This window comes from Rhodovulum imhoffii (assembly GCF_003046545.1).
Classification (GTDB): domain Bacteria; phylum Pseudomonadota; class Alphaproteobacteria; order Rhodobacterales; family Rhodobacteraceae; genus Rhodovulum; species Rhodovulum imhoffii.
The window spans coordinates 179,200-201,382 of record NZ_QAAA01000001.1 but is presented as its reverse complement, the minus strand read 5'-3'; the positions used below and the strand labels follow the sequence as shown (position 1 = coordinate 201,382).

The following is a 22,183-nucleotide window of genomic DNA, read 5'->3' as shown; positions in this document are numbered from 1 at the left end:
CCGGGAAACCCTTCATCATTCACTCCGCCGCCACGGACGTATTTCGGCGTGCCTTTGTGTTTGCCGACAATTCCGCCATCAGGGACGACGCCCGCGCAATCGGGTTCGTCAGGTAGAAATCCGATATTGCGTAGCGGAAAGATGCCTGCGCCATCGGCAGCGCCGGCAGCGGCTGCCAGGCATTCTCCGGCACCACGTCCAGCCGGCCCAGATGCGGTATGGCCTTGATCAGGCGCTGGCGCAGGTCCGCGAGGCTGTCAAAAGGCAGCGGTTTTCCCATCTCTGCCGAAAGCGCCCGCAGGATGGCCCAGTTTTCTCTGGCATCCCCGGGCGGAAACCCGGCCCGCAGCGCCAATTGGGGACGCCCCTCGGTGTTGACGAAAAGACCTTGTTCCTCGGTATAGGCCGCGCCGGGCAGGATCACGTCGGCACGATGCGCACCGCGGTCGCCATGGCTGCCCTGATAAATCACGAAAACACCTTCGCCGATCTCTACCTCGTCGGCACCGAGGTTGTAGATCACATCGGCGTCGTTTATCGCGTCCATGCCACGCTCACAGGTCGCCCCGACATCCATCGCCCCAACCCGGGACGCTGCGCTGTGCAGGATCAGAAGACCGCTTTCGGTGTTCGAGGCAATTGCCTGGGCGGCGGCCAGAACGGCGGCTCCGTCGGCCTCCCGCAATGCCCCCTGCCCGACGATCACCAGCGACCGTTTGCCGCGAATGGTCTCATCGCCCCCCATATCGACGATTTTCTGAAGAGCCGCCCGGTCACTGCCGGCATGATGAACATCATAGGTCAGGTCCGCAAACGGCCCGACCAGCGCCACCTCGGCCCCGGCCAGCCACGCCTTGCGGATGCGTGCGTTCAGTACCGGCGCCTCATCTCTCGGGTTGGTGCCGATCAGAAGGATCCGCTCCGCCGTATCGATATCCTCGACGGCCGCCGTCCCCGCATACCCCGAGCGGTTCCCCACCGGCAGCTTCGCCCCGTCCGTACGACACTCGACCACGCCACCCAACCCCTCAATCAGGGTCTTGAGAGCATAAGCCGCCTCGACAGAAACCAGATCGCCCACCAGGGCGGCGGGTTTCGACGCGCCCTTCAGCACCTGCGCCGCCTTTCCAAGGGCCTCCGCCCAGGTCGCGGGGCGCAGCCTGCCGTTTTCACGCAGGTAAGGCCGGTCCAGCCGCTGGCGGCGCAGCCCATCCCAGACAAAGCGGGTCTTGTCGCTGATCCATTCCTCATTCACACCGTCGTTGTTGCGCGGCAGAATGCGCATGACCTCGCGCCCCTTCGTATCCACCCGGATGCTGGACCCGAGCGCATCCATCACGTCGATGGTTTCGGTCTTTGTCAGTTCCCACGGACGAGCAGTGAAGGCGTAGGGCTTCGAAGTAAGCGCCCCAACCGGGCACAGGTCGATGATGTTGCCCTGAAGGTTCGACTCCAGCGTCTGGCCGAGATAGGAGGTGATTTCCGCATCTTCCCCTCGTCCGGTTTGCCCCATCTGGGCAATGCCCGCGACCTCGGTAGTAAAGCGCACGCAACGGGTGCAGGAAATACAGCGCGTCATGCAGGTCGCCACCAAAGGCCCGAGATCGGGGTCGTCCACGGCGCGCTTGGGCTCCCGGTAGCGGCTGAAGTCAACCCCGTAAGCCATTGCCTGATCTTGCAAATCACACTCACCGCCCTGATCGCAAATCGGGCAGTCCAGCGGATGATTGATCAGCAGGAATTCCATCACCCCTTCACGGGCTTTCTTGACCATGGGGCTGTTGGTGCGCACCTGCGGCGGCTGGCCTTCCGGGCCCGGACGCAGATCGCGCACCTGCATCGCACAGGATGCCGCAGGCTTGGGCGGGCCGCCCACGACCTCGACAAGGCACATCCGGCAGTTGCCCGCGATCGACAGCCGCTCATGATAACAGAAGCGCGGAACCTCGACCCCGGCTTCCTCGCAGGCCTGCAACAGGGTCATGGCCGGATCGACCTCGACCTCGCGGCCATCAATGATGATCTTGCGTCGCTCAGACATTGACTACCCTTGCCTTCCGGCGCCTCGACGCCGCCTTTCCTAGTTCTCCCGCAGCAGAATCCCGGTCAGGGTTCCCTTTGCGATTTCCGCCCGCCCCAGCCTGCAATAGCTTTCGGCATCGCCCTTGATCACGCCGTTGGCGCGTAAATACTTGTCGCGCAGGGCCCGCATGCGATCTCGCTCCCGCTCGGACTCGAGAAACGCCTCGATCTGTGCATCGCTGTAGCCCAGTTTCCTGGCGTATTGCTCCAGTTCCCACGCCTTTTTCATCGCCAGAAAGAGGCGCGGCGAAATCGTCGGACAGTGCTTGCGGATTTCATCCCCGATCGCAGCGGACAGCAGAGATCCGTTGATATGCCGGTTCTCGCGCAAGGGCGGCAGATCCTCGGCATGCGCCACCCCCCCGCCCGCGAGGGCAAGGATCAGCGCCGCGAAGATATGCCGCCCACGCACCATCACTCTGCCGCCACCGCCGATGCGCGACCGCTCTTGCGAGCCTTGATCCGATCCTCGATCTCGTCGCGAAAATGCCGGATAAGCCCCTGAATCGGCCAGGCCGCCGCGTCGCCAAGCGCACAGATGGTATGGCCCTCGACCTGACGGGAAATGTCGAACAACATGTCGATTTCCTCGATCTCGGCCTCACCTCGCACAAGCCGGTCCATCACCCGCATCATCCAGCCGGTCCCTTCACGGCAGGGCGTGCATTGTCCGCAGCTTTCGTGCTTGTAGAAACTGGCAAGTCTCCAGATCGCCTTGATAAGGTCGGTGGACTGATCCATCACGATCACCGCCGCAGTCCCAAGGCCGGATTTCTGCTCCCTCAGCCAGTCGAAATCCATGATCGCGTCATCGCACAGGCTCGCCGGCAAGAGCGGCACCGAAGACCCCCCCGGTATCACCGCCTTGAGGTTTCCCCACCCGCCACGCACGCCACCGCAGTGGCGATCCAGCAATTCGCGCAGGGAAATGGACATGCTTTCCTCAACAACGCATGGGCTGTTCACATGGCCGGAAACGGCGAAAATCTTGGTCCCGGCATTGTTGGGGCGGCCGAAACCGGCAAACCAGTCCCCCCCGCGGCGCAGGATGGTCGGCACCACGGCGATGGACTCCACATTGTTGACCGTGGTCGGGCACCCGTAAAGCCCCGCCCCCGCCGGGAACGGAGGTTTCATGCGAGGCATACCCTTCTTGCCTTCCAGGCTTTCGAGAAGCGCCGTCTCCTCCCCGCAGATATACGCCCCCGCGCCATGATGCAGGTAAAGGTCGAAATCCCAGCCCGACCCGGCGGCATCCGCCCCCAGAAGACCGGCGTCGTAAGCCTCGTCAATCGCGGCCTGCAACGCCTCACGCTCACGAATATATTCGCCGCGGATGTAGATGTAAGAGGCATGCGCCCCCATCGCGAAACCGGCGATCAGCGCCCCTTCGATCAGGGTGTGCGGATCATGGCGCATGATCTCCCGATCCTTGCAGGTCCCGGGTTCGGATTCATCCGCATTGATGACAAGATAGTGCGGCCTTCCGTCACTTTCCTTCGGCATGAAAGACCATTTAAGGCCCGTGGGAAATCCCGCCCCGCCCCGGCCGCGCAGCCCGGATTTCTTCATCTCGTCGATGATCCAGTCCCGGCCCTTGGCGATGATCCCGGCGGTGCCGTCCCAATGCCCGCGCGCCCGCGCGCCCTTCAGCGTGCGTTCATGCATTCCGTAAAGATTTGTGAAGATGCGATCCTGATCGGTCAGCATTGGGTCACCCTGTTCGTCGGCCGCGAAGGCCCGTATTTCGATGCCATTGGCAGCAGATTCCTTACCCGCCGCCAAGGCAGTTTCGCGTGCGGGATCATCCCGCATATGGGCGGCTAAACGCGGCTAAACAGTGTGCGCCGCCGCCCCTGTCCTGGCCTCAGTAAACGTCGCCCTTGTCGACCTTCTGAGAAAACTCCGTCTCACCGCCTTCGGCGAGCACCCTTGCCTGTGCGACCCACTCGTCCCGGCTGACCCGGCCCTTGAACCCCTCAAGGTTCTCGTCCACCCAGGCAATCTCATCCGGGGTCCAGGCCGCAATCTGGTCAAAGTGATAGAACCCGAGACGGTTGCAAAGCCGTTCCAGCTTCGGTCCGACACCCTTGATCCGCTTCAGGTCGTCGGCCTGACCGGCACGCGGCCCATCCAGCGCAACGGGACGCGTCCCGACCTCGGCCGCCGGGGCCTGTTCGACAGGCGCGGGTTCGGGGCGCGCCGCAGGCGCGGGCGCAGGCCGGGGGGCGGATGCCGCAACCGTCGGCACCACAGGCCTGGCCGCCACGGGCGCAGGGCGCCCCCCGTCATGTGCCTTCACGTCATCGTCGGCGGCACGGTACTTCGCCCGGCGCGCCTCGATCTCGGCGTTTTCGCGACGGGCCGCCTCGATTTCCTCATCCGTCCGACAAAAGGTCATCGTCATCAAGGCCCCCATAACCCCAAGGGTTACGGCCCCGCCAATCAACGCCCCAAGCGCCCAAAGGCCAAGACGGTATCCGATCACGGCCACCGTGACGCCAACGACCGCCGAAAGCAGCCAGATCGCAATGGCGCATCTCACTTTATTTTCGGGTCTGTTTACATTCATTGTCTCACTCCGCTGCAACGGTTAGTGCTCCGCGTTTTCATTTCTAACGCGGTGAGCGCCCGTTGTCTCGCCCTCAGAGGCAAATGCCCGGGCCTGTTCTACCCAAATGCCGCCGTGGACACGCCCCTTGAAACCTTCAAGGTTCGCCTCCATCCAGGCGACGTTATCGGCCCCCCATTCAGCGATTTGCGCAAAATGAAAGATGCCAAGCGTATTGAGCATGGCAGCAAGCGGTTTATCAACGCCCTCAAGGCGCGTCAGGTCGTCCGCCCCCGAAGCCAGAGGCGCACGCAGCACCGTCGGCCGGCGACCGTCCTCATGCCCCGGTGCGGCGCGCCACGGCACCAGCAGGGGAACTTCGGTGCCGTCGATGCGCCTGACCGTGTCGCCGATACCGCGCGCCAGTTCTACCGAAGCATTATAGCCCTTGTGCGGACTTTCGGCCCCGCCGGCCAGACTCGTCAACCCGCCTGCGGGTTCCGATGCATAGCGTCCGTTCTGCGGCCCCGGCGTCGGCACCTTGCCCAAGGCGAGATCGTCGAGAATCTTCGAAAGGCGCTCTGCGGTCAGGTCCTCGTAATAGTCCTTGCCGATCTGGGCCATCGGCGCATTGGCACAGGCGCCAAGGCACTCGACCTCCTCCCAGCTGAACTTTCCGTCCGGGGACAGGGCGTGCGGTGTCGGAGCGATCTTCTCCCGGCAGACGCCGATCAGGTCTTCCGCGCCGCAAATCAGGCACGACGTCGTGCCACAAATCTGCACATGCGCAACCGACCCGACCGGCGAAAGCTGAAACATGAAGTAGAAGGTCGCAACCTCCAGCGCCCGGATATAGGCCATGCCGAGCATATCCGCGACATGTTCGATCGCGGGACGGGTCAGCCACCCCTCCTGCTCCTGCGCGCGCCACAGCAACGGAATGACCGCGCTGGCCTCGCGCCCGGCAGGATACTTGCGAATCTGCGCCTCCGCCCAGGCCTGGTTGGCGGGTGTGAAGGCAAAGCCATCGGGCTGGTCGGGGTGAAGTCTACGCAGCATGTGCAGCCTGTCCTTCCGAAACGTGCAAAGAAATCATCACCGGTCGACCTCTCCGAATACGATATCCATGGTGCCGATGATGGCCGCCACATCGGCCAGTTGGTGGCCGCGGGCCACGTAATCCATCGCCTGAAGGTGCAGAAAGCCCGGCGCGCGCAACTTGGCCCGGTAAGGTTTGTTGGTACCGTCGGCCACGAGGTAAACGCCGAACTCGCCCTTCGGGGCTTCAACCGCGGCGTAAACCTCCCCCTCGGGGACATGGAACCCCTCTGTGTAAAGCTTGAAGTGATGAATCAAGGCCTCCATAGAGGTCTTCATCTCCTCACGCCTGGGAGGGGTCAGCTTGCCGCGGGCAAGCACATCCCCCTTTTCATGACGCAGCTTTTCACAGGCCTGCCGGATGATCCGGGTGGACTGGCGCATTTCTTCCATCCGCACAAGGTAACGGTCATAGCAGTCGCCGTTCTTGCCGACCGGAATCTGGAAGTCGAACTCATCGTAACATTCATAGGGCTGGGCACGGCGCAAATCCCACGCAAGACCGGAGCCGCGCACCATCACACCGGAAAAGCCCCAGTCGAGCACATCTTGCTCGGAAACGATACCGATATCCGCATTGCGCTGCTTGAAAATACGGTTCTCCGTCAGCAGACCGTCGATATCGTCCAGAACCTTCGGAAATTCCTCGGCCCAGGCATCGATATCCTCGACAAGCTCCGGCGTCAGATCCTGATGTACACCGCCGGGCCGGAAATAGGCCGCGTGCATCCGCGCACCGCAGGCACGCTCATAAAAGATCATCAGCTTCTCGCGCTCCTCGAAGCCCCAAAGCGGTGGCGTCAGGGCCCCGACATCCATGGCCTGCGTGGTCACGTTCAGCAAATGGTTCAGAACCCGGCCAATTTCCGAATAAAGAACCCGGATCAGGCTGGCGCGGCGGGGCACCCTGGTCCCGGTCAGCTTTTCGATGGCCATGCACCAGGCATGTTCCTGGTTCATCGGTGCGACATAGTCGAGCCGGTCCAGATAGGGCAGGTTCTGCAGGTAGGTGCGGCTTTCCATCAGCTTTTCGGTGCCACGATGCAACAACCCGATATGCGGGTCGCAACGTTCGACGATTTCGCCATCCAGTTCCAGAACCAGACGCAAAACGCCGTGCGCCGCCGGGTGCTGAGGCCCGAAATTGAGGTTGAAATTGCGGATCCGCTGTTCGCCGGTCAGGGCGTCTTCGACTCTGCCGTCCATCATCTTACACCTTCACCATCACGCGTCGTCTTTCGCCCGCTCATCCCCCGGCAGGATATATTCCGCCCCTTCCCAGGGCGACATGAAATCGAACTGCCGGTATTCCTGGACCAAGGTCACCGGCTCATAGACGACACGCTTCTCGGCCTCGTCATAACGAACCTCGGTATAGCCCGTTGTCGGGAAGTCCTTGCGCATCGGATGCCCGCGAAAGCCGTAATCGGTCAGAATGCGGCGCAGGTCCGGGTGGCCGGAAAAGAGAATACCATACATGTCGAAGACTTCGCGTTCGAACCAGTTGGCAGAGGGGTGCACCGAAATGATCGAGGGGACCATATCCCCTTCGCGCACCGGCGTTTTTACCCTTATGCGCTGATTCTGATACATCGACAGGAAATGGTACACCACGTCGAAACGCTCTTCCCGGTCAGGGTAGTCCACCGCGGTGATGTCCACCAGCGATGAGAACCGGCAGGTCGCATCCGCGCGCAGAAAATCGGTGAAGCCGACGACAGAGCTGGGCGCGACGGTGATGTTCAACTCCCCATGCGCCACCTCGTAGGAGAGAACACAATCCGGGCGGCGGGCCTCGATATGGGCGCCGAGTTCTTTCAGGGCGTCGCTCATGTCTTACCTCACGATGGTGCCGGTACGGCGAATCTTGCGCTGCAACTGGAGGATGCCATAAAGCAATGCCTCTGCGGTCGGCGGGCAGCCGGGAACATACACATCCACGGGCACGATCCGGTCGCAGCCGCGCACGACAGAATAGCTGTAATGGTAATAGCCGCCGCCATTGGCACAGGACCCCATGGAAATCACATAGCGCGGCTCCGGCATCTGGTCGTAGACCTTGCGCAGCGCGGGCGCCATCTTGTTGGTTAGCGTGCCCGCCACGATCATCAGGTCGGATTGGCGCGGAGTGGCGCGCGGGGCGGTGCCGAAACGTTCAAGATCATAACGGGGCATGGAGCTGTGCATCATCTCCACCGCGCAACATGCCAGCCCAAAAGTCATCCAGTGCAAGGAACCGGTGCGCGCCCAGTTGATGATGTCCGCCGTCGAGGTGACGAGAAATCCCCTGTCCTGTAATTCGGCATTGAGCGCCTTGGCCGCATGCTCCTTGTCGGCCCCGGCAGTGTTGACGGAAGTGCTCAATCCCATTCCAGGGCTCCTTTCTTCCATTCATAGGCAAAGCCGACGGTCAAAACCCCGAGAAAGACCATCATCGACCAGAAACCGACCATCCCGATCTGACCGAATGACACCGCCCAGGGGAACAGGAACGCGATTTCGAGATCGAAAATGATGAACAGGATCGCAACGAGATAGAACCGTACATCGAAGGTCATGCGCGCATCGTCGAAAGCATTGAAGCCGCATTCGTAGGCGGAAACCTTTTCGGGATCGGGGTTGCGCACGGCCAGGATCACCGCCGAGAGGATCAGGATCAGCCCCAGACCGATCACCATGGCGAAAAAGATGAGTACGGGGAGATAATCTCGCACCAAGTCTTCCAAGGGCCTGTTCCTCCGTGGCGTGCGCAGGGCATTTGCTTAGGGTCAGCGAAATCTAAACCCGCACCGGAGACCGGTCAACAAACCACCCCGGCGCGACCCGTTGTTACCCTGCCTTTTCGCAAATGTATACAGTGGTGCGCATTGAAAATGAGCCCGATTGCCGCAACCCTTGAATATATGGAAAAAGCAGGGCAAAGACCCTGCTTTTCATCGCGGTTTCGTGACGCAAACGTCTCTTGAAAAAAGGCGGGGAGCACACGCCCTACACAGCCCAGGCGGGTTTTCTCCGGTCGAAGAAAGATCCGATTCCCTCTGCCGCTTCCGGGTCTTCCCACGCGGCGACCAGGGCGGAGATACTGTCCTCGATCTCGGCCTGCGCGATCGGTGGCCCAAGACGGCGCAAAAGCGACTTGGCCCGCCCCACCGCGCCGGGCGCACAGGCAAGATACGGCGTGACTTCCGCCTCCACAGCGGCGTCGATGTCTTCGGGGGGCACCGCGCGGGCCAAAAGATCCAGCCTTACCGCTTCTTCTGCCCCGAACCGACGCGCCGACATGAAAATCCGCCGCGCACGAGCCTCGCCCATGCGGGCGGCAACGTAAGGGCCGATCGTTGCCGGGATCAGCCCCAGCCGGGTTTCGGTCAGGCCGAACCTGGCCCCCTGCACGCCAATTGCCACATCGCACACTGCCATCAGACCAATGCCGCCGCCAAACGCCTGCCCCTGCACCCGCCCAATCAGCGGTCTGGGCATCGTGTTGAGTGCATTGAGCATCATCGCCAGCTTGCGCGCCTCGGTGGCGCGGATCGGACCGTCCGCCGCGATCTGGGCGCGCATCCACCCAAGATCGCCCCCGGCGCAAAAACTCTCCCCCGCGCCGGTCAGCACGACGACCCGCACGGCGGGGTCGGCACCAAGGGAAAGTGCGGCCTCATGAAGCGCGGCAATCAGATCCGCCGACAGGGCATTATGCTTCTCCGGGCGTTTCAGGGTCAGGGTCGCAACGCCGCGGACGTCGACCCCGATGGTCAGAACTTCGGTCATTCGCGTCCTCCTCCTCGCATGTCACGCGCCATTTGGGCCGCCAGTTCAAGGATATCCCTGTCCAGCCCGGTATCGTACCCCAGCACGGCCAGCCGGTCGGCCACCGTCTCCGTGGCCACGTTCCCCGTTGCGCCCTTGGCGTAGGGACAACCGCCCAGCCCCCCAACGGCAGCGTCGAACACGCGCAGGCCCATCTCCAGAGAGGTTTCGATGTTTTCCAGCGCGCGCCCGGCGGTATCATGGTAGTGCCCGGCCAGCCTGTCCGCCGGGACCTCCCGCAACACCGCCCGCAACATCGCGCCTATGGTGTCCGGCCGTCCCTGCCCGATCGTGTCGCCAAGACTGATCTCGTAACATCCCAGATCCATCAGGCGCCCGGCCACTGCGGCCACCTTCGCGGGGGGCGTGGGGCCGTCATACGGGCAGTCGGTCACACAAGAGATATACCCCCGCACCGGCAGCCCATCGGCCCGCGCGGCCTCGGCAACGGGGGTAAATCGCTCAAGGCTCTCGGCAATGGTCGCGTTGATGTTCGCCCTGCTGAACCCTTCGGAGGCGGCGCCGAAAATCGCCACCTCGTCGACCCCGGCGGCGCGCGCCCGGCGATACCCCGTCAGATTCGGGGTCAGCGCGGCATAGCGCACAGCAGGTACCCGGGTGATCGCACCCATGACATCGCTGCTGTCGGCCATCTGCGGCACCCATTTCGGGCTGACGAAACTTCCCGCCTCGATCCGGTGGAACCCTGCGCGGCTGAGCAAGTCGATCAAGGCAACCTTGTGTGCCGTCGGAATCGGACGCTTTTCGTTCTGAAGCCCGTCACGGGGACCGACCTCGAAGATTTCCACCTTTTCAGTCATCCGGAGCCTCATAAAATTCCTGTTTGTAAAGCTCGGGCGGACCATCCTGTGTTTCGGCGGCCCTGAAAGCCGGACGCGCGGCCAACCGGTCGTAATAGGCCGAAAGTGCCGGCGTGGGCGGCACGAAACGGCGTGCCACGCGCAGGCCGTAGCCAACATTCACATCCACGGCCGAAAACCCCGAAGACAACAGGAATCCATCTCCGACAGCGGCCTCGATCACCCCCAGCGTCCGCTCCAGGCGCTTTGCCTCCAGCCGCATCACCGTCGGGCTGCGCATCCAGCCCTCCCGCAAGACGATGTGATGCTGTGTCAGGTTGGCCAGGTGCTGACCGATGGTTTCCGCGAAATGCAGCCACTCCAGCCATGCCGCACGCTCCGGGTGGTTCGGTGCGCGACCAAGACCGCAGGCAGGGCGCGTTTCCACGAGATACTCGGTAATCGCACCCGACTCGAACAACACCTGCCCGTCGATTTCCAGCGCAGGCACCCGCCCGGCCGGTGAAAGCGCCAGATACTCCGCCCCCCGCAGGGACTTGTCGAGGAATGAATGGCGCACAAGTTCGAACGGCACCCCCATCTCGTGCAAGAGCCACAGCGTACGGAATGAACGTGCCTGCGCACAGTGATGCAGCCGGATCATGTCTCTTCCTCCAGCCGGATCAGCGCCGCACCATGGTCCACCTGCGCGCCGGGGGCAGCCAGAATCTCGGCCACCATCCCGTCCCGGGGGGCCGTCAGGGTGTGTTCCATCTTCATCGCCTCCAGAACCGCCAACGGCTGGCCGGCCGCCACTTCGGCCCCGGCTGCAACCATGACCGCCGTCAGCAGGCCGGGCATCGGGGCCTCGATCAGGTTGCCGCCGCCCGCACCCGCCGCGTCGCATGCCAGCGGATCCACCACACTGAAGGACCAGGTGCGCCCTGCAAACACGGTCACCGTCTGCCCCTCAAGCATAAGCTGTGCACCTGTCTTCACCCCATCGACGCACCAGAACCCATGGCGACGATCACAGTGATGCGTGACTTCACCCAGCGTCACTTCGGCCCGATCCGGGCCAAGCACCTCAACGCGAACATCGTAGGGGCCACCCGGCCCTTCCAGCGTCATACGGAATGCCAGCGGCGCCCAAAGCGCGAACCCCTGCATCGGGCGCGCCGGGCCATCCAGCCCTGCGCCCGAAAGCGCGGCCAGGCTGATGATCGAAGGGGGCGGGACGGTCTCGACGCTCAGGGCCTCAAGGTCGCGCTCGATCAACCCGGTATCGACATCGCCCGCGACAAACCCTTCATGCACCGTCAGAGCCCCAAGGAAGGAAAGGTTTGTAACCGTCCCCGCAACCTGTGTCTTTGCCAATGCCCCCGTCATGCGCGCAAGGGCCACCGAACGTGTTGGCCCGTGGGTGACGATCTTGGCGATCATCGGATCGTAGAACGGCGTGATGGTGTCGCCCGAGCGCACCCCGGTATCTGCTCGTACACCCTCAGGAAAGAAAAGACGTGCCAACGTTCCGGTGGCCGGCAGGAACCCGGCCGGGACGTCCTCGGCATAAAGACGCGCTTCAAAGGCATGGCCGTTCAAGGGAATCTGATCCTGCCGCAAGGGCAATCCCTCCCCGGCCGCGATACGCAACTGCCACTCCACAAGGTCAAGCCCGGTCACAGCTTCGGTCACCGGATGTTCGACCTGGAGCCGGGTGTTCATCTCCATGAACCAATATCCGTCAGGGCGCAATCCATGGGTCCCGTCTACGATGAACTCCACCGTGCCCGCGCCCCTGTAGCCAATGGCCTTCGCTGCCCGCACAGCAGCCTCGCCCATTGCCATGCGAACCTCCGGGGTCATGCCCGGCGCGGGGGCTTCCTCAATCACTTTCTGATGGCGTCGCTGAAGGGAACAATCCCGCTCATACAAGTGTACAGCATTTGTACCGTCACCAAATACCTGCACCTCGATATGTCGAGGCTTCTCGACATATTTTTCAATCAGAACCGCATCATTTCCAAAGGCAGTACGAGCTTCGGCGCGGGCACTTTGCAAGGCGGCAGCAAACTCTTCCGGACGGTCCACCTTGCGCATCCCCTTTCCTCCGCCGCCGGCGATGGCCTTGATGAGAACAGGGTATCCAATCGCATCCGCTGCAGAGGCAAGATGCTCCGGCTTTTGATTGTCGCCATGATAGCCCGGCACCACGGGAACGCCGGCTTTTTCCATCAGCGCCTTGGCTGCATCCTTCAGCCCCATCGCCCGGATTGCCGCCGCCGAAGGACCGATGAAAGTCAGACCAGCCGCCTCGATCGCTTCGACGAAATCGGGATTCTCCGAAAGGAACCCATAACCCGGGTGGATCGCTTCAGCCCCGGTGGCACAAGCCGCCTCGATGATCAACTCCCCCCGCAGATAACTCTGGGCCGGCTGTGGCGGCCCGATCAACACCGCTTCGTCCGCCAACGCCACATGGCGTGCCGCGGAATCCGCCTCGGAATAGACGGCAACCGTAGCCACCCCCATGGACCGGGCCGTCTCGATTACCCTGCAGGCGATCTCGCCCCGGTTTGCGATGAGAATCTTGCGAAACATCCTTGCCACCTTTGCTTTTGCTTTCGGCGAAGGCGGGGGCTGCTTGCCCCCGCACCCCCAGGGATATTTCGCCAAAGCAATTGGTTTTGCTTTGGTCCAAATATCCTCGCCGAAGGCGCATTGACTACATTCTGAATACGCCGAACCGGGTCGGACCAAGCGGAGCGTTCAACGACGCAGACAAGCTCAGCGCCAGCACCTCACGGCTTTTGCGCGGGTCAATGATGCCGTCATCCCACAAACGCGCCGAAGCGTAGAGCGGATGGGACTGACGCTCAAACATCTCGATCGTCGGGCGCTTGAATTCGGCCTCATCCTCGGCGGACCAACTTTCCCCCGCACGTTCGATCGCATCACGTTTGACCGTGGCCAGCACACCTGCCGCCTGTTCCCCGCCCATCACACTGATCCGCGAGTTGGGCCAGCTCCACAGAAACCGCGGCTGGTAGGCACGCCCGGCCATGCCGTAGTTTCCCGCCCCGAAGGATCCGCCCACCAGCATCGTGATTTTGGGTACCGAAGTCGTCGCCACTGCCGTCACCATCTTGGCCCCGTGGCGGGCAATGCCTTCGTTTTCGTATTTCCGCCCGACCATAAATCCGGTGATGTTTTGCAGAAAAACCAGGGGAATGTTGCGCTGACTGCACAACTCGACGAAATGGGCACCTTTCTGGGCCGCCTCGGAAAACAAAACGCCGTTATTTGCGATGATCCCCACAGGGCATCCCATGACATGTGCGAACCCTGTTACGAGCGTTTCCCCGAAGCGGGCCTTGAATTCATCGAAACGCGACCCATCGACCAGGCGTGCGACAACCTCTCGAATATCGTAGGGCGTCCGCAGATCGGCGGGGACAACACCAAGGATTTCTTCCGGGTCGTAGGCCGGATCTTCCGGTCTTTCCCAGCGCACGGTATCGGGGCGGGTGCAGTTAAAATGCGCCACCGCCCGCCGTGCCAGAGCAAGAGCGTGGGCATCGTCTTCAGCCAGGTAATCGGCCACACCCGACAGCCGCGTATGAACGTCGCCGCCGCCGAGATCCTCTGCCGTGACGACCTCACCCGTGGCGGCCTTGACCAGCGGCGGGCCGGCAAGAAAGATTGTTCCCTGCTCCTTGACGATGATGGTTACGTCGGACATCGCAGGCACATAAGCCCCGCCGGCCGTGCAGGACCCCATCACAACCGCAATCTGGGGAATGCCCTTCGCGCTCATTCTTGCCTGATTGTAAAAGATGCGGCCGAAATGATCACGATCCGGGAAAACCTCATCTTGATTGGGCAGGTTCGCGCCACCGGAATCCACCAGGTAGATGCAGGGAAGGTGACACTCCTCGGCGATTTCCTGTGCGCGCAGATGCTTTTTCACCGTCATCGGGTAGTAGGTCCCGCCCTTTACCGTGGCGTCGTTGCACACGACCATCACTTCCTGGCCATGAACCCGCCCCACCCCGGCGACCACACCCGCGCAAGGGGCTGCCCCATCGTACAGACCATGCGCCGCCGTCGTACCGATTTCCAGAAACGGTGACCCCGAATCCAGGAGGTTGGCGATACGGTCACGCGGCAACATCTTGCCCCGGTCGATATGACGCTGGCGCGCACGCGGGCCACCGCCTGCGGCCGCAGCCTGAGCGGCCGCCCGAATCGTCTCCAGCGAGGCAAGGTGCGCCTGCCGGTTGGCGGCGAAAGCCTCGGACGACGCAAGCACGGAACTGGTCAGTTTCATCGGTTGTCCCCCTTGGTCACAGCCCTGCTGTGATCTGTCTGCGACGATCGATTATTTTTAGAACAGGAATTTTTACAAACTTGACGCAGATCATACTGCGGTACACCTCGGCATGCGCCTGTGTGCTCCGTTCGCAAAGGAATGGACGGAACATGCCAAATACAATCACACTCACCGCTGCAGCTCTTGCTTCGGCACTCGCCCTCGCACCGATGGCACAGGCACAATCCGCAGGCGATTTCACCCTTGGGATCGGTCTGATCGGCGTCATGCCGAAATCCGACAACGGCGATCTGGCGGGTTTTCGCTCGGACGTGCAGGACAGCGTGCGCCCCTCGATCACGTTTGAATACTTCGTACGTGAGAATATCGGCATCGAAGTTCTGGGGGCTCTGCCCTTCGAACATGACATCAAGCTGGGTGGAGTCGAGGCGGCTTCGACCAAGCACCTGCCGCCGACGGTGTCGCTCCAGTACCACTTCGCCAACGCATCCGCCTTCACGCCGTTCCTTGGCGCGGGGATCAACTACACCACTTTCTTCGAGGAAGACTCGCCCTTGGGCGATCTGTCGATCGACGATTCCTGGGGCCTGGCACTGCATGCCGGCTTTGATTACGCGGTCAGCGACACCGGGGCCTTCCGGGCCGACGTACGCTGGATCGACATCAACAGCGACGTCAAACTGGAAGGCGACAAGATCGGTGATGTCGACATCGATCCGTTTACCTTCGGTGTAAGCTATATCCACCGTTTCTGAGACACGTGGGGCAGGGCCGGCCTGACCGGCTCCGCCCTCACCCGACCGGTCCCTTCCGGCGGACGCGAGTTCCCGGATCACTCCCTTTTCTCCTCCCGGTGTTGCACCGGGCCGCCCTCTCCCCAAGGCGCCCCGGCGGACAAGTTACTTGCTTTCGAGGTAGCGGACGGATTGTTCGAGGAACAACGCCTGTTCGCCCCAGCGTTTCATCGTGCAGCTTCCCGCCGCTGTCATGGTATAGGAACTGCCGCGGCGCATCATGGCCTCAACCGCACAGCGAATCTCACGCCAGTCTTCCCATTTGGCCTTCATATCCTCCAGATCGGTCGTCAACTGAAACGGAACATTGGCCGCCTGATGGGTTTTCAGGAAGTCTTCGTCTGCCGTTTCGGCCAGTTCCATCATCCGTTCATAGGCGGCGTCTGCGCGGGATTTCCAGTATTCGGATTCCTTGCTCATGCAGGCAGCAATATCGACAGCCACCGGGTTGGCCTCCTGGCTGAAGCACTCCCGCGCAGAGACCCCGACGCAGGCGGCCTCCACCCCGGCAAGGCGTTTTTCCGTGCCGACGCGGCGCAGGTCCTCCATACATTCAAGCGTCGCGTCCGGGCTGAACCGGACCATGTCCCCGGCCTGCACACCGACAGGTATGGCAAAAGACAGGGCGGCGATAAGGGGGAGTCGCATTGTGCACCTCTTAAGTTGAGTCTGTGACTCAACATTAACCCATCGCCTTCACAAGTTCACGCCCCACCAGCATCCGCCGGATTTCCGAAGTCCCGGCACCGATCTCCATCAGCTTGGCATCGCGAAAAAGGCGGCTGACGGCACTGTCGGCCAAAAATCCAGCCCCACCCATGGCTTGAACGGCCTGATGGGCCTGTTTCATCGCTTCTTCAGAGGAATAAAGCACGCAAGCCGCCGCGTCCTGCCGCGTCACCGCGCCGCGATCACAAGACCGTGCGACGGCGTAAACATAGGCCCGCGCACTGTTCATTGCGGTGTACATGTCCGCAATCTTCCCCTGCATGAGCTGGAAATTGCCGATCGGCTGACCAAACTGCCGACGATCCCGCATGTAGGGCATGATCTCGTCCAGACAGGCCGCCATGATGCCAGTGCCAATGCCCGCCAGCACGACGCGCTCATAATCCAGCCCGGACATCAGCACCTTCACACCCTTGCCTTCCTCGCCCAGGACATTCTCGAACGGCACTTCGACATCCTCGAAGATCAGTTCGGCAGTGTTGGAGCCGCGCATGCCAAGCTTGTCGAAATGAGAGCTGGTGGAAAATCCGGCCATCGTCTTCTCGATGATAAAGGCTGTTATCCCTTTCGCCCCGGCCTCCGGATCGGTCTTTGCATAGACGACAAGCGTCTCCGCATCGGGACCATTTGTGATCCAGTATTTCGTGCCGTTCAGCTTGTAATAGCCGTTCTTCTTCTCGGCCCGCAGCTTCATGCTGACGACATCGCTGCCCGCGCCCGCTTCGGACATGGCCAGCGCCCCGACATGTTCGCCGGACACCAGATCGGGCAGGTATTTGCGCTTCTGCTCTTCTGTGCCGTTCAGCTTGATCTGGTTGACGCACAGGTTCGAATGCGCCCCGTATGACAGAGCCACACTGGCCGAGGCGCGCGCGATTTCCTCCACCGCGATCGTGTGGGCCAGGTAGGACATCCCCGCGCCGCCATGCTCCTCTGGCACGGTGATGCCCAACAGACCCAGCTCCCCCATTTCGCGCCAAAGCTCATGGGGAAAGATGTTGTCCCTGTCCACCCTGGCCGCGATGGGCTTCACCCTGTCCTGGGCCCAGCGGTGCACCATGTCCCGCAGGGCTGCGGTCTCCTCATCCAGGTCGAATTCCATCGTGGCGGTGAACATATGGCGCCTCCTCCCTGCGCTTTATTGAACAACCGTTCAGATAAATAGCAGCCCCGGTGAGTCGCGTCAATCGTCTGGCATCTTCGGGGCGGAATGCTTAGTTTGCGGAAGAGACCCGCTTTGCAAAGGATGGGCACATGCTCCTAAAATCACTTGCCTTTCTTGGCACCCTGGCCACCTTTCCATTTTGTGCAATGGCGCAGGAAGTTGGTCGCGTCGGCGTGGACTGGGTCGGAAACGACATCATCATCGAGGCCATCGAAGACCCGAAAGTCAGCGGCGTGACCTGCCATATCGCCTATTTCGAACGCAGCATGTTGGACCGCCTCAGCCAGGGAAACTGGTTCGAAGACCCGTCCAACGCCTCGATCGCCTGCCGACAGACAGGGCCGATTTCGGTGGGTGAGATCGACCGCTCTCCCGAAGGGGAGGAGGTTTTCCGCGAACGCCGCTCCATCATTCTGAAAACCTTGCGCATCAAGCGCATTTTCGACGCGGAAAACCAGACGCTGATCTACCTGGCCCATGCGCGTGAATTGTCACAGGGATCGGCCAAGATGGGGATATCGACCGTTCCGCTTTACCAACCGGTCAACTAACCAAGGAGGGGCGCGAGAACCGCCTCCAGGTCGTCATAATGATCGAGCAACCCCTCGGGCTTCAGATCGGCCACCCCCTGCCCCGCCGGCCCGAACGTGACCAGTACACAGGGCACCCCGGCGGCGCGGGCGGTTTCACGATCGGTCACCGTATCCCCAACAAGGACCGAGCGCCCCATCTGCCCGCCGGCTCCGTTCACGGCCGCACGGTAAGGGGCCGGGTCGGGTTTTCGAACCGGCAGCGTATCGGCACCGACCAAGGCTCCGAAAAGGCCGCGCACCCCAAGCCGGGTCAGCAATATCTCGGCCAGCCGCTCGGGCTTGTTGGTGCAGACGCCCAGCCGGACCCCTGCACTGCGCAAACGATCCATGGCCTCGCGCACCCCTGGGTACAGCTGCGTGTGAACATCGATCGCAGCTTCATACTGACGAAGGAACAGAGGGAACTGTGCCTCGATCAGCGCCTCGTCCGCACGGCCGTTGACCCGCTCAAACCCCTTGCGCAACATCGCCCGCCCGCCCTGGAACGCAGTCGCCGCATCGGCCTTCGGCTTCAGCGGCGCCCCAAAGCCGAGCGCCCCGAAACACGCATTGGCCGCCGCGATCAGGTCGCCGCTGGTATCGGCCAGAGTTCCATCGAGGTCGAATATCACCGTTGGCATGGCCCCTCCGCGCAGTTTTCCACCGCTGTTGTAACGTTCTGCAATCGCAATTTACGATCCGCTGGTTGCTAAGTCTTTTCCCTGCGATAAAAGGGGGGCGACAAAAAGGAAAGAGCAGACCACCATGCCAACGGCGTTGATCATCCTGGCCGCCGGTCAGGGAACACGCATGAACTCGGACTTGCCGAAGGTTCTGCACACGATTGCCGGCGCGCCGCTTCTGGCCCATGCGATGGCCGCCGGCGCGGGGCTCATGCCGGAGCGTACGGTTGTCGTGGCCGGATACAGATCGGACCTGGTACAGGGCGCCGTCGCGGATATCGACCCGGATGCGCAAGTCGTTGTGCAGACGGAGCGCAAGGGAACCGCCCATGCCGTGGCGCAGGCCCGCGCGGCGCTTGAGGGGTTCGGCGGCGATGCCTTCGTCCTTTACGGCGACACGCCTTTCATCAGCCTCGCGACCCTTGAAAAGATGCGCGCCACACGCCGCCAGCATGAGATTGTGGTGCTGGGGTTCGAACCCGAATCCCCTGACCGCTATGGCAGGCTGGTCATGTCTGGCGGCAATCTCGAAAGAATCGTGGAATACAAGGACGCGACCCAGCAGGAGCGCGCAATAAGGCTGTGCAACTCGGGCGTCATTGCGGCCAGCGCGCAAACGTTGTTCGCCCTGATCGGCGAGGTCGGCAACGATAACGCCGCCGGGGAATACTACCTGACCGACATCGTCGGTCTGGCGCGGGCACGCGGGCTGTCGGCCACCGCCGTCACCTGCCCCGAGGCCGAGACCCTCGGCGTGAACTCGCGCGCGGATCTCGCCCGGGCCGAAGCGGCTTTCCAAACCCGTGCCCGGAACGAAGCACTTGAAAACGGCGTAACGCTGAATGCCCCGGATACCGTCTTCTTCGCCCATGACACCATTATCGGGCGCGATACGATCATTGAGCCCCATGTCGTCTTCGGCCCCGGCGTGAGCGTGGAAACCGGGGCCCGGATCCGGGCCTTTTCCCACCTTGAAGGTTGCCATGTCAGCCGGGGGGGGGTGGTCGGCCCTTACGCACGGCTGCGCCCCGGCACGGAACTGGCCGAAGATGTGCGCATCGGCAATTTTGTCGAGGTAAAGAACGCCCGTATCGACGAGAACGCGAAGGTCAACCACCTGACCTATATCGGCGACGCGACAATCGGCGCGGATGCCAATGTGGGCGCGGGAACCGTGACCTGCAATTACGACGGTGTGTTCAAGCATCACACGGAAATCGGCGCAGGTGCGTTTATCGGTTCGGGCACCATGCTTGTTGCGCCGGTTACCGTCGGCAAAGGGGCGATGACGGGCTCCGGCTCGGTCATCACGTCGAACGTGCCGGACGAGGCGCTGGCTATCGGACGCGCCCGCCAGGACAACAAGCCGGGCCTTGCCCGGAAACTCTTCGACCGATTGAAAGCCCGGAAAGCGGCCCCAAAAAGAGATTGATCCATGTGTGGAATTGTTGGCGTTCTCGGAGATCACGAAGCGGCCCCCCTGCTGGTACAGGCGCTGGGACGCCTGGAGTATCGCGGCTACGACAGTGCGGGCATCGCAACGGTCAATGCTGGACGGCTGGACCGCCGCCGCGCGGTCGGCAAGCTCGTGAACCTGTCGGATCTCCTGGTACATGATCCCCTGCCGGGCAGATCCGGTATCGGCCACACCCGCTGGGCCACCCATGGCGCGCCGACGGTTACCAACGCCCACCCGCACCGGGCCGGGCGCGTGGCCGTCGTGCACAATGGAATCATCGAAAACTACCGCGCCCTGCGGGAGGAACTTTCCATCGGCGGCGCGGGCTTCGAATCGGAGACCGACACCGAGACCGTCGCGCTGTTGACCCAGAAATACCTTGGGGAAGGTCTCCCGGCCGCAGAGGCCGCCTTCAAGGCCCTGTCCCGGCTGGAAGGAGCCTTCGCACTGTGCTTTCTTTTCGAGGGCGAAGATGACCTGATGGTCATCGCACGCAAAGGCAGTCCGCTGGCCATCGGCCATGGCGCGGGAGAGATGTTTGTGGGATCGGATGCCATCGCGCTGGCACCAATGACCAACCACATCACCTACCTGGAAGAAGGGGACCGCGCCATCGTGACCCGCGCCGGCGCGCGGATTTTCGATGCCCACGGCACACCGGCAGAGCGCACCGTCAAGACCATCGACATCGACACGACGCGGGTCGAAAAGGCCGGCTACAAACACTTCATGGCCAAGGAAATCGCGGAACAGCCCGTGGTTTTGGCGGATACGCTGGGCCATTACCTGCCGGCCGAAGGGGACGGGATCGTCCTGCCCGGGGATCTGGACTTCACCGCCTTCGACCGTATCGTGATGGTCGCCTGCGGTACGGCCTACCTCGCCTGCCTGACTGCAAAATACTGGTTCGAACAGGTCGCCCGCCTGCCTGTCGAGGTCGATGTCGCCTCGGAGTTCCGGTATCGCGAACCGCCGGTTCCCCCGCGCACGCTGGCGCTTTTCGTCAGCCAGTCGGGCGAAACGGCCGACACGCTCGCCGCGCTGCGTTATTGCACCGGCAAGGCCGCGCAGACCGTATCGCTCGTGAATGTCGAGGAAAGCTCCATCGCACGGGAGAGCGACCTGGCGTTGCCAATCCTCGCGGGGCCGGAAATCGGTGTCGCCTCGACCAAAGCGTTCACCTGTCAGCTGACGGTTCTGGGGCTTCTGGTTCTGGATGCCGCACGTCAGAAAGGGCGGCTGAGCCCCGAACAGATGGAGACCCACCTTTCCGGCCTTCGCGCGATGCCGGGCCTGATCAACATGGCGCTGTCGTTGCAGGAGGACGCGCGCGCAATCTCTCAGGAATTGTCCGAAGCAAGCGATATCCTCTTCCTCGGTCGCGGGGCGCTGTACCCTCTGGCGCTGGAAGGCGCGCTCAAACTCAAGGAAATCAGCTATATCCATGCGGAGGGCTACGCTTCGGGGGAACTCAAGCACGGTCCCATCGCGCTGGTGGACAGTCATGTGCCCGTGATCGTGATGGCGCCCCATGACCGGCTGTTCGACAAGACCATATCCAACATGCAGGAGGTGATGGCCCGCGGCGGAAAGGTGGTCTTGATCACCGACACGGCCGGGGCGAAAGCCGCCGGCGACGGGATGTGGCACACGATGGTACTCCCCGGCGCAGCGGACCTTTTCGCACCAATCCTTTACGCCCTGCCTGCCCAGCTTCTGGCCTATCATACTGCGGTGGCGAAAGGCACCGATGTCGACCAGCCCAGAAACCTTGCAAAATCCGTAACCGTGGAGTGAAACCCGCCTGACAGGGCGGGTCCGGGCCCGGCACCCCGGGCAAGCCGACTTGCGGTGTTGTCCGAAGCGCGCTGCCAAGGGCCGCCGGATTTGTCCTTTTGCCTCCGCCCACCCCCTACAACACAGGAGCCGATTCCGGGCCGGCAACGGAGAGGCCCCGTTTTATCACGCGTTTTGTCCGGGGCGCCACAATGCAGGGTGCGCACAGGAAGCTGCGCGGTCGGCCGCCCCAAGGCCTGTGACAGATCGTGCAGCAAACGGCGTGACACCCGCGGCAAAAACTTGGGGCACGAAAAGCCTTGATCTTCCG

The 22,183-nt window shown here is 62.4% G+C and carries 21 protein-coding genes; 4 read left to right on the top strand and 17 right to left on the bottom strand.

All coding sequences use genetic code 11. From position 1 onward, the window contains the following. Positions 1-19 precede the first annotated feature (19 nt). From nuoG to C8N32_RS00915, 14 genes are all read right to left on the bottom strand, one after another. Positions 20-2,041, bottom strand: a complete 2,022-nt coding sequence (nuoG, locus tag C8N32_RS00980; RefSeq protein WP_107890601.1) for an NADH-quinone oxidoreductase subunit NuoG — start codon at positions 2,039-2,041, stop codon at positions 20-22. Positions 2,042-2,080: 39 nt separating this feature from the next. Then, a complete protein-coding gene (locus C8N32_RS00975) occupies positions 2,081-2,497 on the bottom strand; it encodes a DUF5333 domain-containing protein (protein WP_107890600.1) in 417 nt (138 codons plus the stop codon). Further along, complete coding sequence (nuoF, locus tag C8N32_RS00970) at positions 2,497-3,792, bottom strand: NADH-quinone oxidoreductase subunit NuoF (protein ID WP_107890762.1); 1,296 nt, start codon at positions 3,790-3,792, stop codon at positions 2,497-2,499. The genes C8N32_RS00975 and nuoF overlap by 1 nt, the downstream gene beginning before the upstream one ends. 157 nt (positions 3,793-3,949) lie before the next feature. Further along, positions 3,950-4,627 (bottom strand): hypothetical protein, encoded by a 678-nt coding sequence (locus C8N32_RS15195; protein ID WP_244905881.1) that lies wholly within the window; start codon positions 4,625-4,627, stop codon positions 3,950-3,952. Between the two features lie 48 nt (positions 4,628-4,675). Next, positions 4,676-5,692 carry an NADH-quinone oxidoreductase subunit NuoE gene (nuoE, locus tag C8N32_RS00960; RefSeq protein WP_107890599.1) on the bottom strand — a complete coding sequence of 339 codons (1,017 nt, stop codon included), beginning with the start codon at positions 5,690-5,692 and terminating at the stop codon, positions 4,676-4,678. Between the two features lie 36 nt (positions 5,693-5,728). Then, positions 5,729-6,940, bottom strand: coding sequence for an NADH-quinone oxidoreductase subunit D (locus C8N32_RS00955; protein ID WP_107890598.1), 1,212 nt, complete (start codon positions 6,938-6,940; stop codon positions 5,729-5,731). Positions 6,941-6,955: 15 nt separating this feature from the next. Further along, complete coding sequence (locus C8N32_RS00950; RefSeq protein WP_107890597.1) at positions 6,956-7,564, bottom strand: NADH-quinone oxidoreductase subunit C; 609 nt, start codon at positions 7,562-7,564, stop codon at positions 6,956-6,958. A 3-nt stretch (positions 7,565-7,567) separates the two neighbouring features. Then, entirely contained in the window at positions 7,568-8,101 is a 534-nt protein-coding gene (locus C8N32_RS00945) for a NuoB/complex I 20 kDa subunit family protein (RefSeq protein WP_107890596.1), read from the bottom strand. After that, entirely contained in the window at positions 8,092-8,457 is a 366-nt protein-coding gene (locus C8N32_RS00940) for an NADH-quinone oxidoreductase subunit A (RefSeq protein WP_107890595.1), read from the bottom strand. The genes C8N32_RS00945 and C8N32_RS00940 overlap by 10 nt, the downstream gene beginning before the upstream one ends. A gap of 262 nt (positions 8,458-8,719) precedes the next feature. Continuing rightward, a complete protein-coding gene (locus C8N32_RS00935; protein WP_107890594.1) occupies positions 8,720-9,502 on the bottom strand; it encodes a crotonase/enoyl-CoA hydratase family protein in 783 nt (260 codons plus the stop codon). Then, on the bottom strand, positions 9,499-10,362 hold the full coding sequence (locus tag C8N32_RS00930) for a hydroxymethylglutaryl-CoA lyase (RefSeq protein ID WP_107890593.1): 864 nt from the start codon (positions 10,360-10,362) through the stop codon (positions 9,499-9,501). The genes C8N32_RS00935 and C8N32_RS00930 overlap by 4 nt, the downstream gene beginning before the upstream one ends. Further along, positions 10,355-11,005, bottom strand: coding sequence for a glutathione S-transferase family protein (locus C8N32_RS00925; RefSeq protein WP_107890592.1), 651 nt, complete (start codon positions 11,003-11,005; stop codon positions 10,355-10,357). Before C8N32_RS00925 ends, C8N32_RS00930 begins: the two co-directional genes overlap by 8 nt. After that, complete coding sequence (locus tag C8N32_RS00920) at positions 11,002-12,942, bottom strand: acetyl-CoA carboxylase biotin carboxylase subunit (protein WP_107890591.1); 1,941 nt, start codon at positions 12,940-12,942, stop codon at positions 11,002-11,004. The genes C8N32_RS00925 and C8N32_RS00920 overlap by 4 nt, the downstream gene beginning before the upstream one ends. Positions 12,943-13,066: 124 nt before the next feature. Further along, positions 13,067-14,671, bottom strand: coding sequence for a carboxyl transferase domain-containing protein (locus C8N32_RS00915; protein WP_107890590.1), 1,605 nt, complete (start codon positions 14,669-14,671; stop codon positions 13,067-13,069). 152 nt (positions 14,672-14,823) lie between these two features. On the opposite strand from C8N32_RS00915, the gene C8N32_RS00910 reads away from it, so the two are divergent. After that, complete coding sequence (locus C8N32_RS00910; RefSeq protein ID WP_107890589.1) at positions 14,824-15,429, top strand: OmpW/AlkL family protein; 606 nt, start codon at positions 14,824-14,826, stop codon at positions 15,427-15,429. Between the two features lie 144 nt (positions 15,430-15,573). Here the strand turns inward: C8N32_RS00910 and C8N32_RS00905 are convergent, their stop codons facing one another. Both C8N32_RS00905 and C8N32_RS00900 read right to left on the bottom strand, forming a co-directional pair. Continuing rightward, positions 15,574-16,116 (bottom strand): lysozyme inhibitor LprI family protein, encoded by a 543-nt coding sequence (locus C8N32_RS00905; RefSeq protein ID WP_107890588.1) that lies wholly within the window; start codon positions 16,114-16,116, stop codon positions 15,574-15,576. Positions 16,117-16,150: 34 nt separating this feature from the next. Then, positions 16,151-17,314, bottom strand: coding sequence for an isovaleryl-CoA dehydrogenase (locus C8N32_RS00900; protein ID WP_107890587.1), 1,164 nt, complete (start codon positions 17,312-17,314; stop codon positions 16,151-16,153). A gap of 137 nt (positions 17,315-17,451) precedes the next feature. Here C8N32_RS00900 and C8N32_RS00895 point away from each other — a divergent pair, with 137 nt between their 5' ends. Next, positions 17,452-17,913, top strand: a complete 462-nt coding sequence (locus C8N32_RS00895) for a CreA family protein (protein ID WP_107890586.1) — start codon at positions 17,452-17,454, stop codon at positions 17,911-17,913. Here C8N32_RS00895 and C8N32_RS00890 read toward each other — a convergent pair. Beyond that, positions 17,910-18,575 carry an HAD-IA family hydrolase gene (locus tag C8N32_RS00890; protein WP_107890585.1) on the bottom strand — a complete coding sequence of 222 codons (666 nt, stop codon included), beginning with the start codon at positions 18,573-18,575 and terminating at the stop codon, positions 17,910-17,912. The genes C8N32_RS00895 and C8N32_RS00890 overlap by 4 nt on opposite strands. Positions 18,576-18,699: 124 nt before the next feature. Here C8N32_RS00890 and glmU point away from each other — a divergent pair, with 124 nt between their 5' ends. Together glmU and glmS are read left to right on the top strand one after the other, a co-directional pair. Continuing rightward, positions 18,700-20,049, top strand: a complete 1,350-nt coding sequence (gene glmU, locus C8N32_RS00885; RefSeq protein ID WP_107890584.1) for a bifunctional UDP-N-acetylglucosamine diphosphorylase/glucosamine-1-phosphate N-acetyltransferase GlmU — start codon at positions 18,700-18,702, stop codon at positions 20,047-20,049. A 3-nt stretch (positions 20,050-20,052) separates the two neighbouring features. Continuing rightward, complete coding sequence (glmS, locus tag C8N32_RS00880; protein ID WP_107890583.1) at positions 20,053-21,873, top strand: glutamine--fructose-6-phosphate transaminase (isomerizing); 1,821 nt, start codon at positions 20,053-20,055, stop codon at positions 21,871-21,873. Positions 21,874-22,183: the final 310 nt, after the last annotated feature.

Coding starts and splice junctions, on each gene's coding strand:
- nuoG (WP_107890601.1), bottom strand. CDS start 2,041: ATGTCTGAGCGACGCAAGATCATCATTGATGGCCGCGAGGTCGAGGTC.
- C8N32_RS00975 (WP_107890600.1), bottom strand. CDS start 2,497: ATGGTGCGTGGGCGGCATATCTTCGCGGCGCTGATCCTTGCCCTCGCG.
- nuoF (WP_107890762.1), bottom strand. CDS start 3,792: ATGCTGACCGATCAGGATCGCATCTTCACAAATCTTTACGGAATGCAT.
- nuoE (WP_107890599.1), bottom strand. CDS start 5,692: ATGCTGCGTAGACTTCACCCCGACCAGCCCGATGGCTTTGCCTTCACA.
- C8N32_RS00955 (WP_107890598.1), bottom strand. CDS start 6,940: ATGATGGACGGCAGAGTCGAAGACGCCCTGACCGGCGAACAGCGGATC.
- C8N32_RS00950 (WP_107890597.1), bottom strand. CDS start 7,564: ATGAGCGACGCCCTGAAAGAACTCGGCGCCCATATCGAGGCCCGCCGC.
- C8N32_RS00945 (WP_107890596.1), bottom strand. CDS start 8,101: ATGGGATTGAGCACTTCCGTCAACACTGCCGGGGCCGACAAGGAGCAT.
- C8N32_RS00935 (WP_107890594.1), bottom strand. CDS start 9,502: ATGACCGAAGTTCTGACCATCGGGGTCGACGTCCGCGGCGTTGCGACC.
- C8N32_RS00930 (WP_107890593.1), bottom strand. CDS start 10,362: ATGACTGAAAAGGTGGAAATCTTCGAGGTCGGTCCCCGTGACGGGCTT.
- C8N32_RS00925 (WP_107890592.1), bottom strand. CDS start 11,005: ATGATCCGGCTGCATCACTGTGCGCAGGCACGTTCATTCCGTACGCTG.
- C8N32_RS00920 (WP_107890591.1), bottom strand. CDS start 12,942: ATGTTTCGCAAGATTCTCATCGCAAACCGGGGCGAGATCGCCTGCAGG.
- C8N32_RS00915 (WP_107890590.1), bottom strand. CDS start 14,671: ATGAAACTGACCAGTTCCGTGCTTGCGTCGTCCGAGGCTTTCGCCGCC.
- C8N32_RS00910 (WP_107890589.1), top strand. CDS start 14,824: ATGCCAAATACAATCACACTCACCGCTGCAGCTCTTGCTTCGGCACTC.
- C8N32_RS00905 (WP_107890588.1), bottom strand. CDS start 16,116: ATGCGACTCCCCCTTATCGCCGCCCTGTCTTTTGCCATACCTGTCGGT.
- C8N32_RS00900 (WP_107890587.1), bottom strand. CDS start 17,314: ATGTTCACCGCCACGATGGAATTCGACCTGGATGAGGAGACCGCAGCC.
- C8N32_RS00895 (WP_107890586.1), top strand. CDS start 17,452: ATGCTCCTAAAATCACTTGCCTTTCTTGGCACCCTGGCCACCTTTCCA.
- C8N32_RS00890 (WP_107890585.1), bottom strand. CDS start 18,575: ATGCCAACGGTGATATTCGACCTCGATGGAACTCTGGCCGATACCAGC.
- glmU (WP_107890584.1), top strand. CDS start 18,700: ATGCCAACGGCGTTGATCATCCTGGCCGCCGGTCAGGGAACACGCATG.
- glmS (WP_107890583.1), top strand. CDS start 20,053: ATGTGTGGAATTGTTGGCGTTCTCGGAGATCACGAAGCGGCCCCCCTG.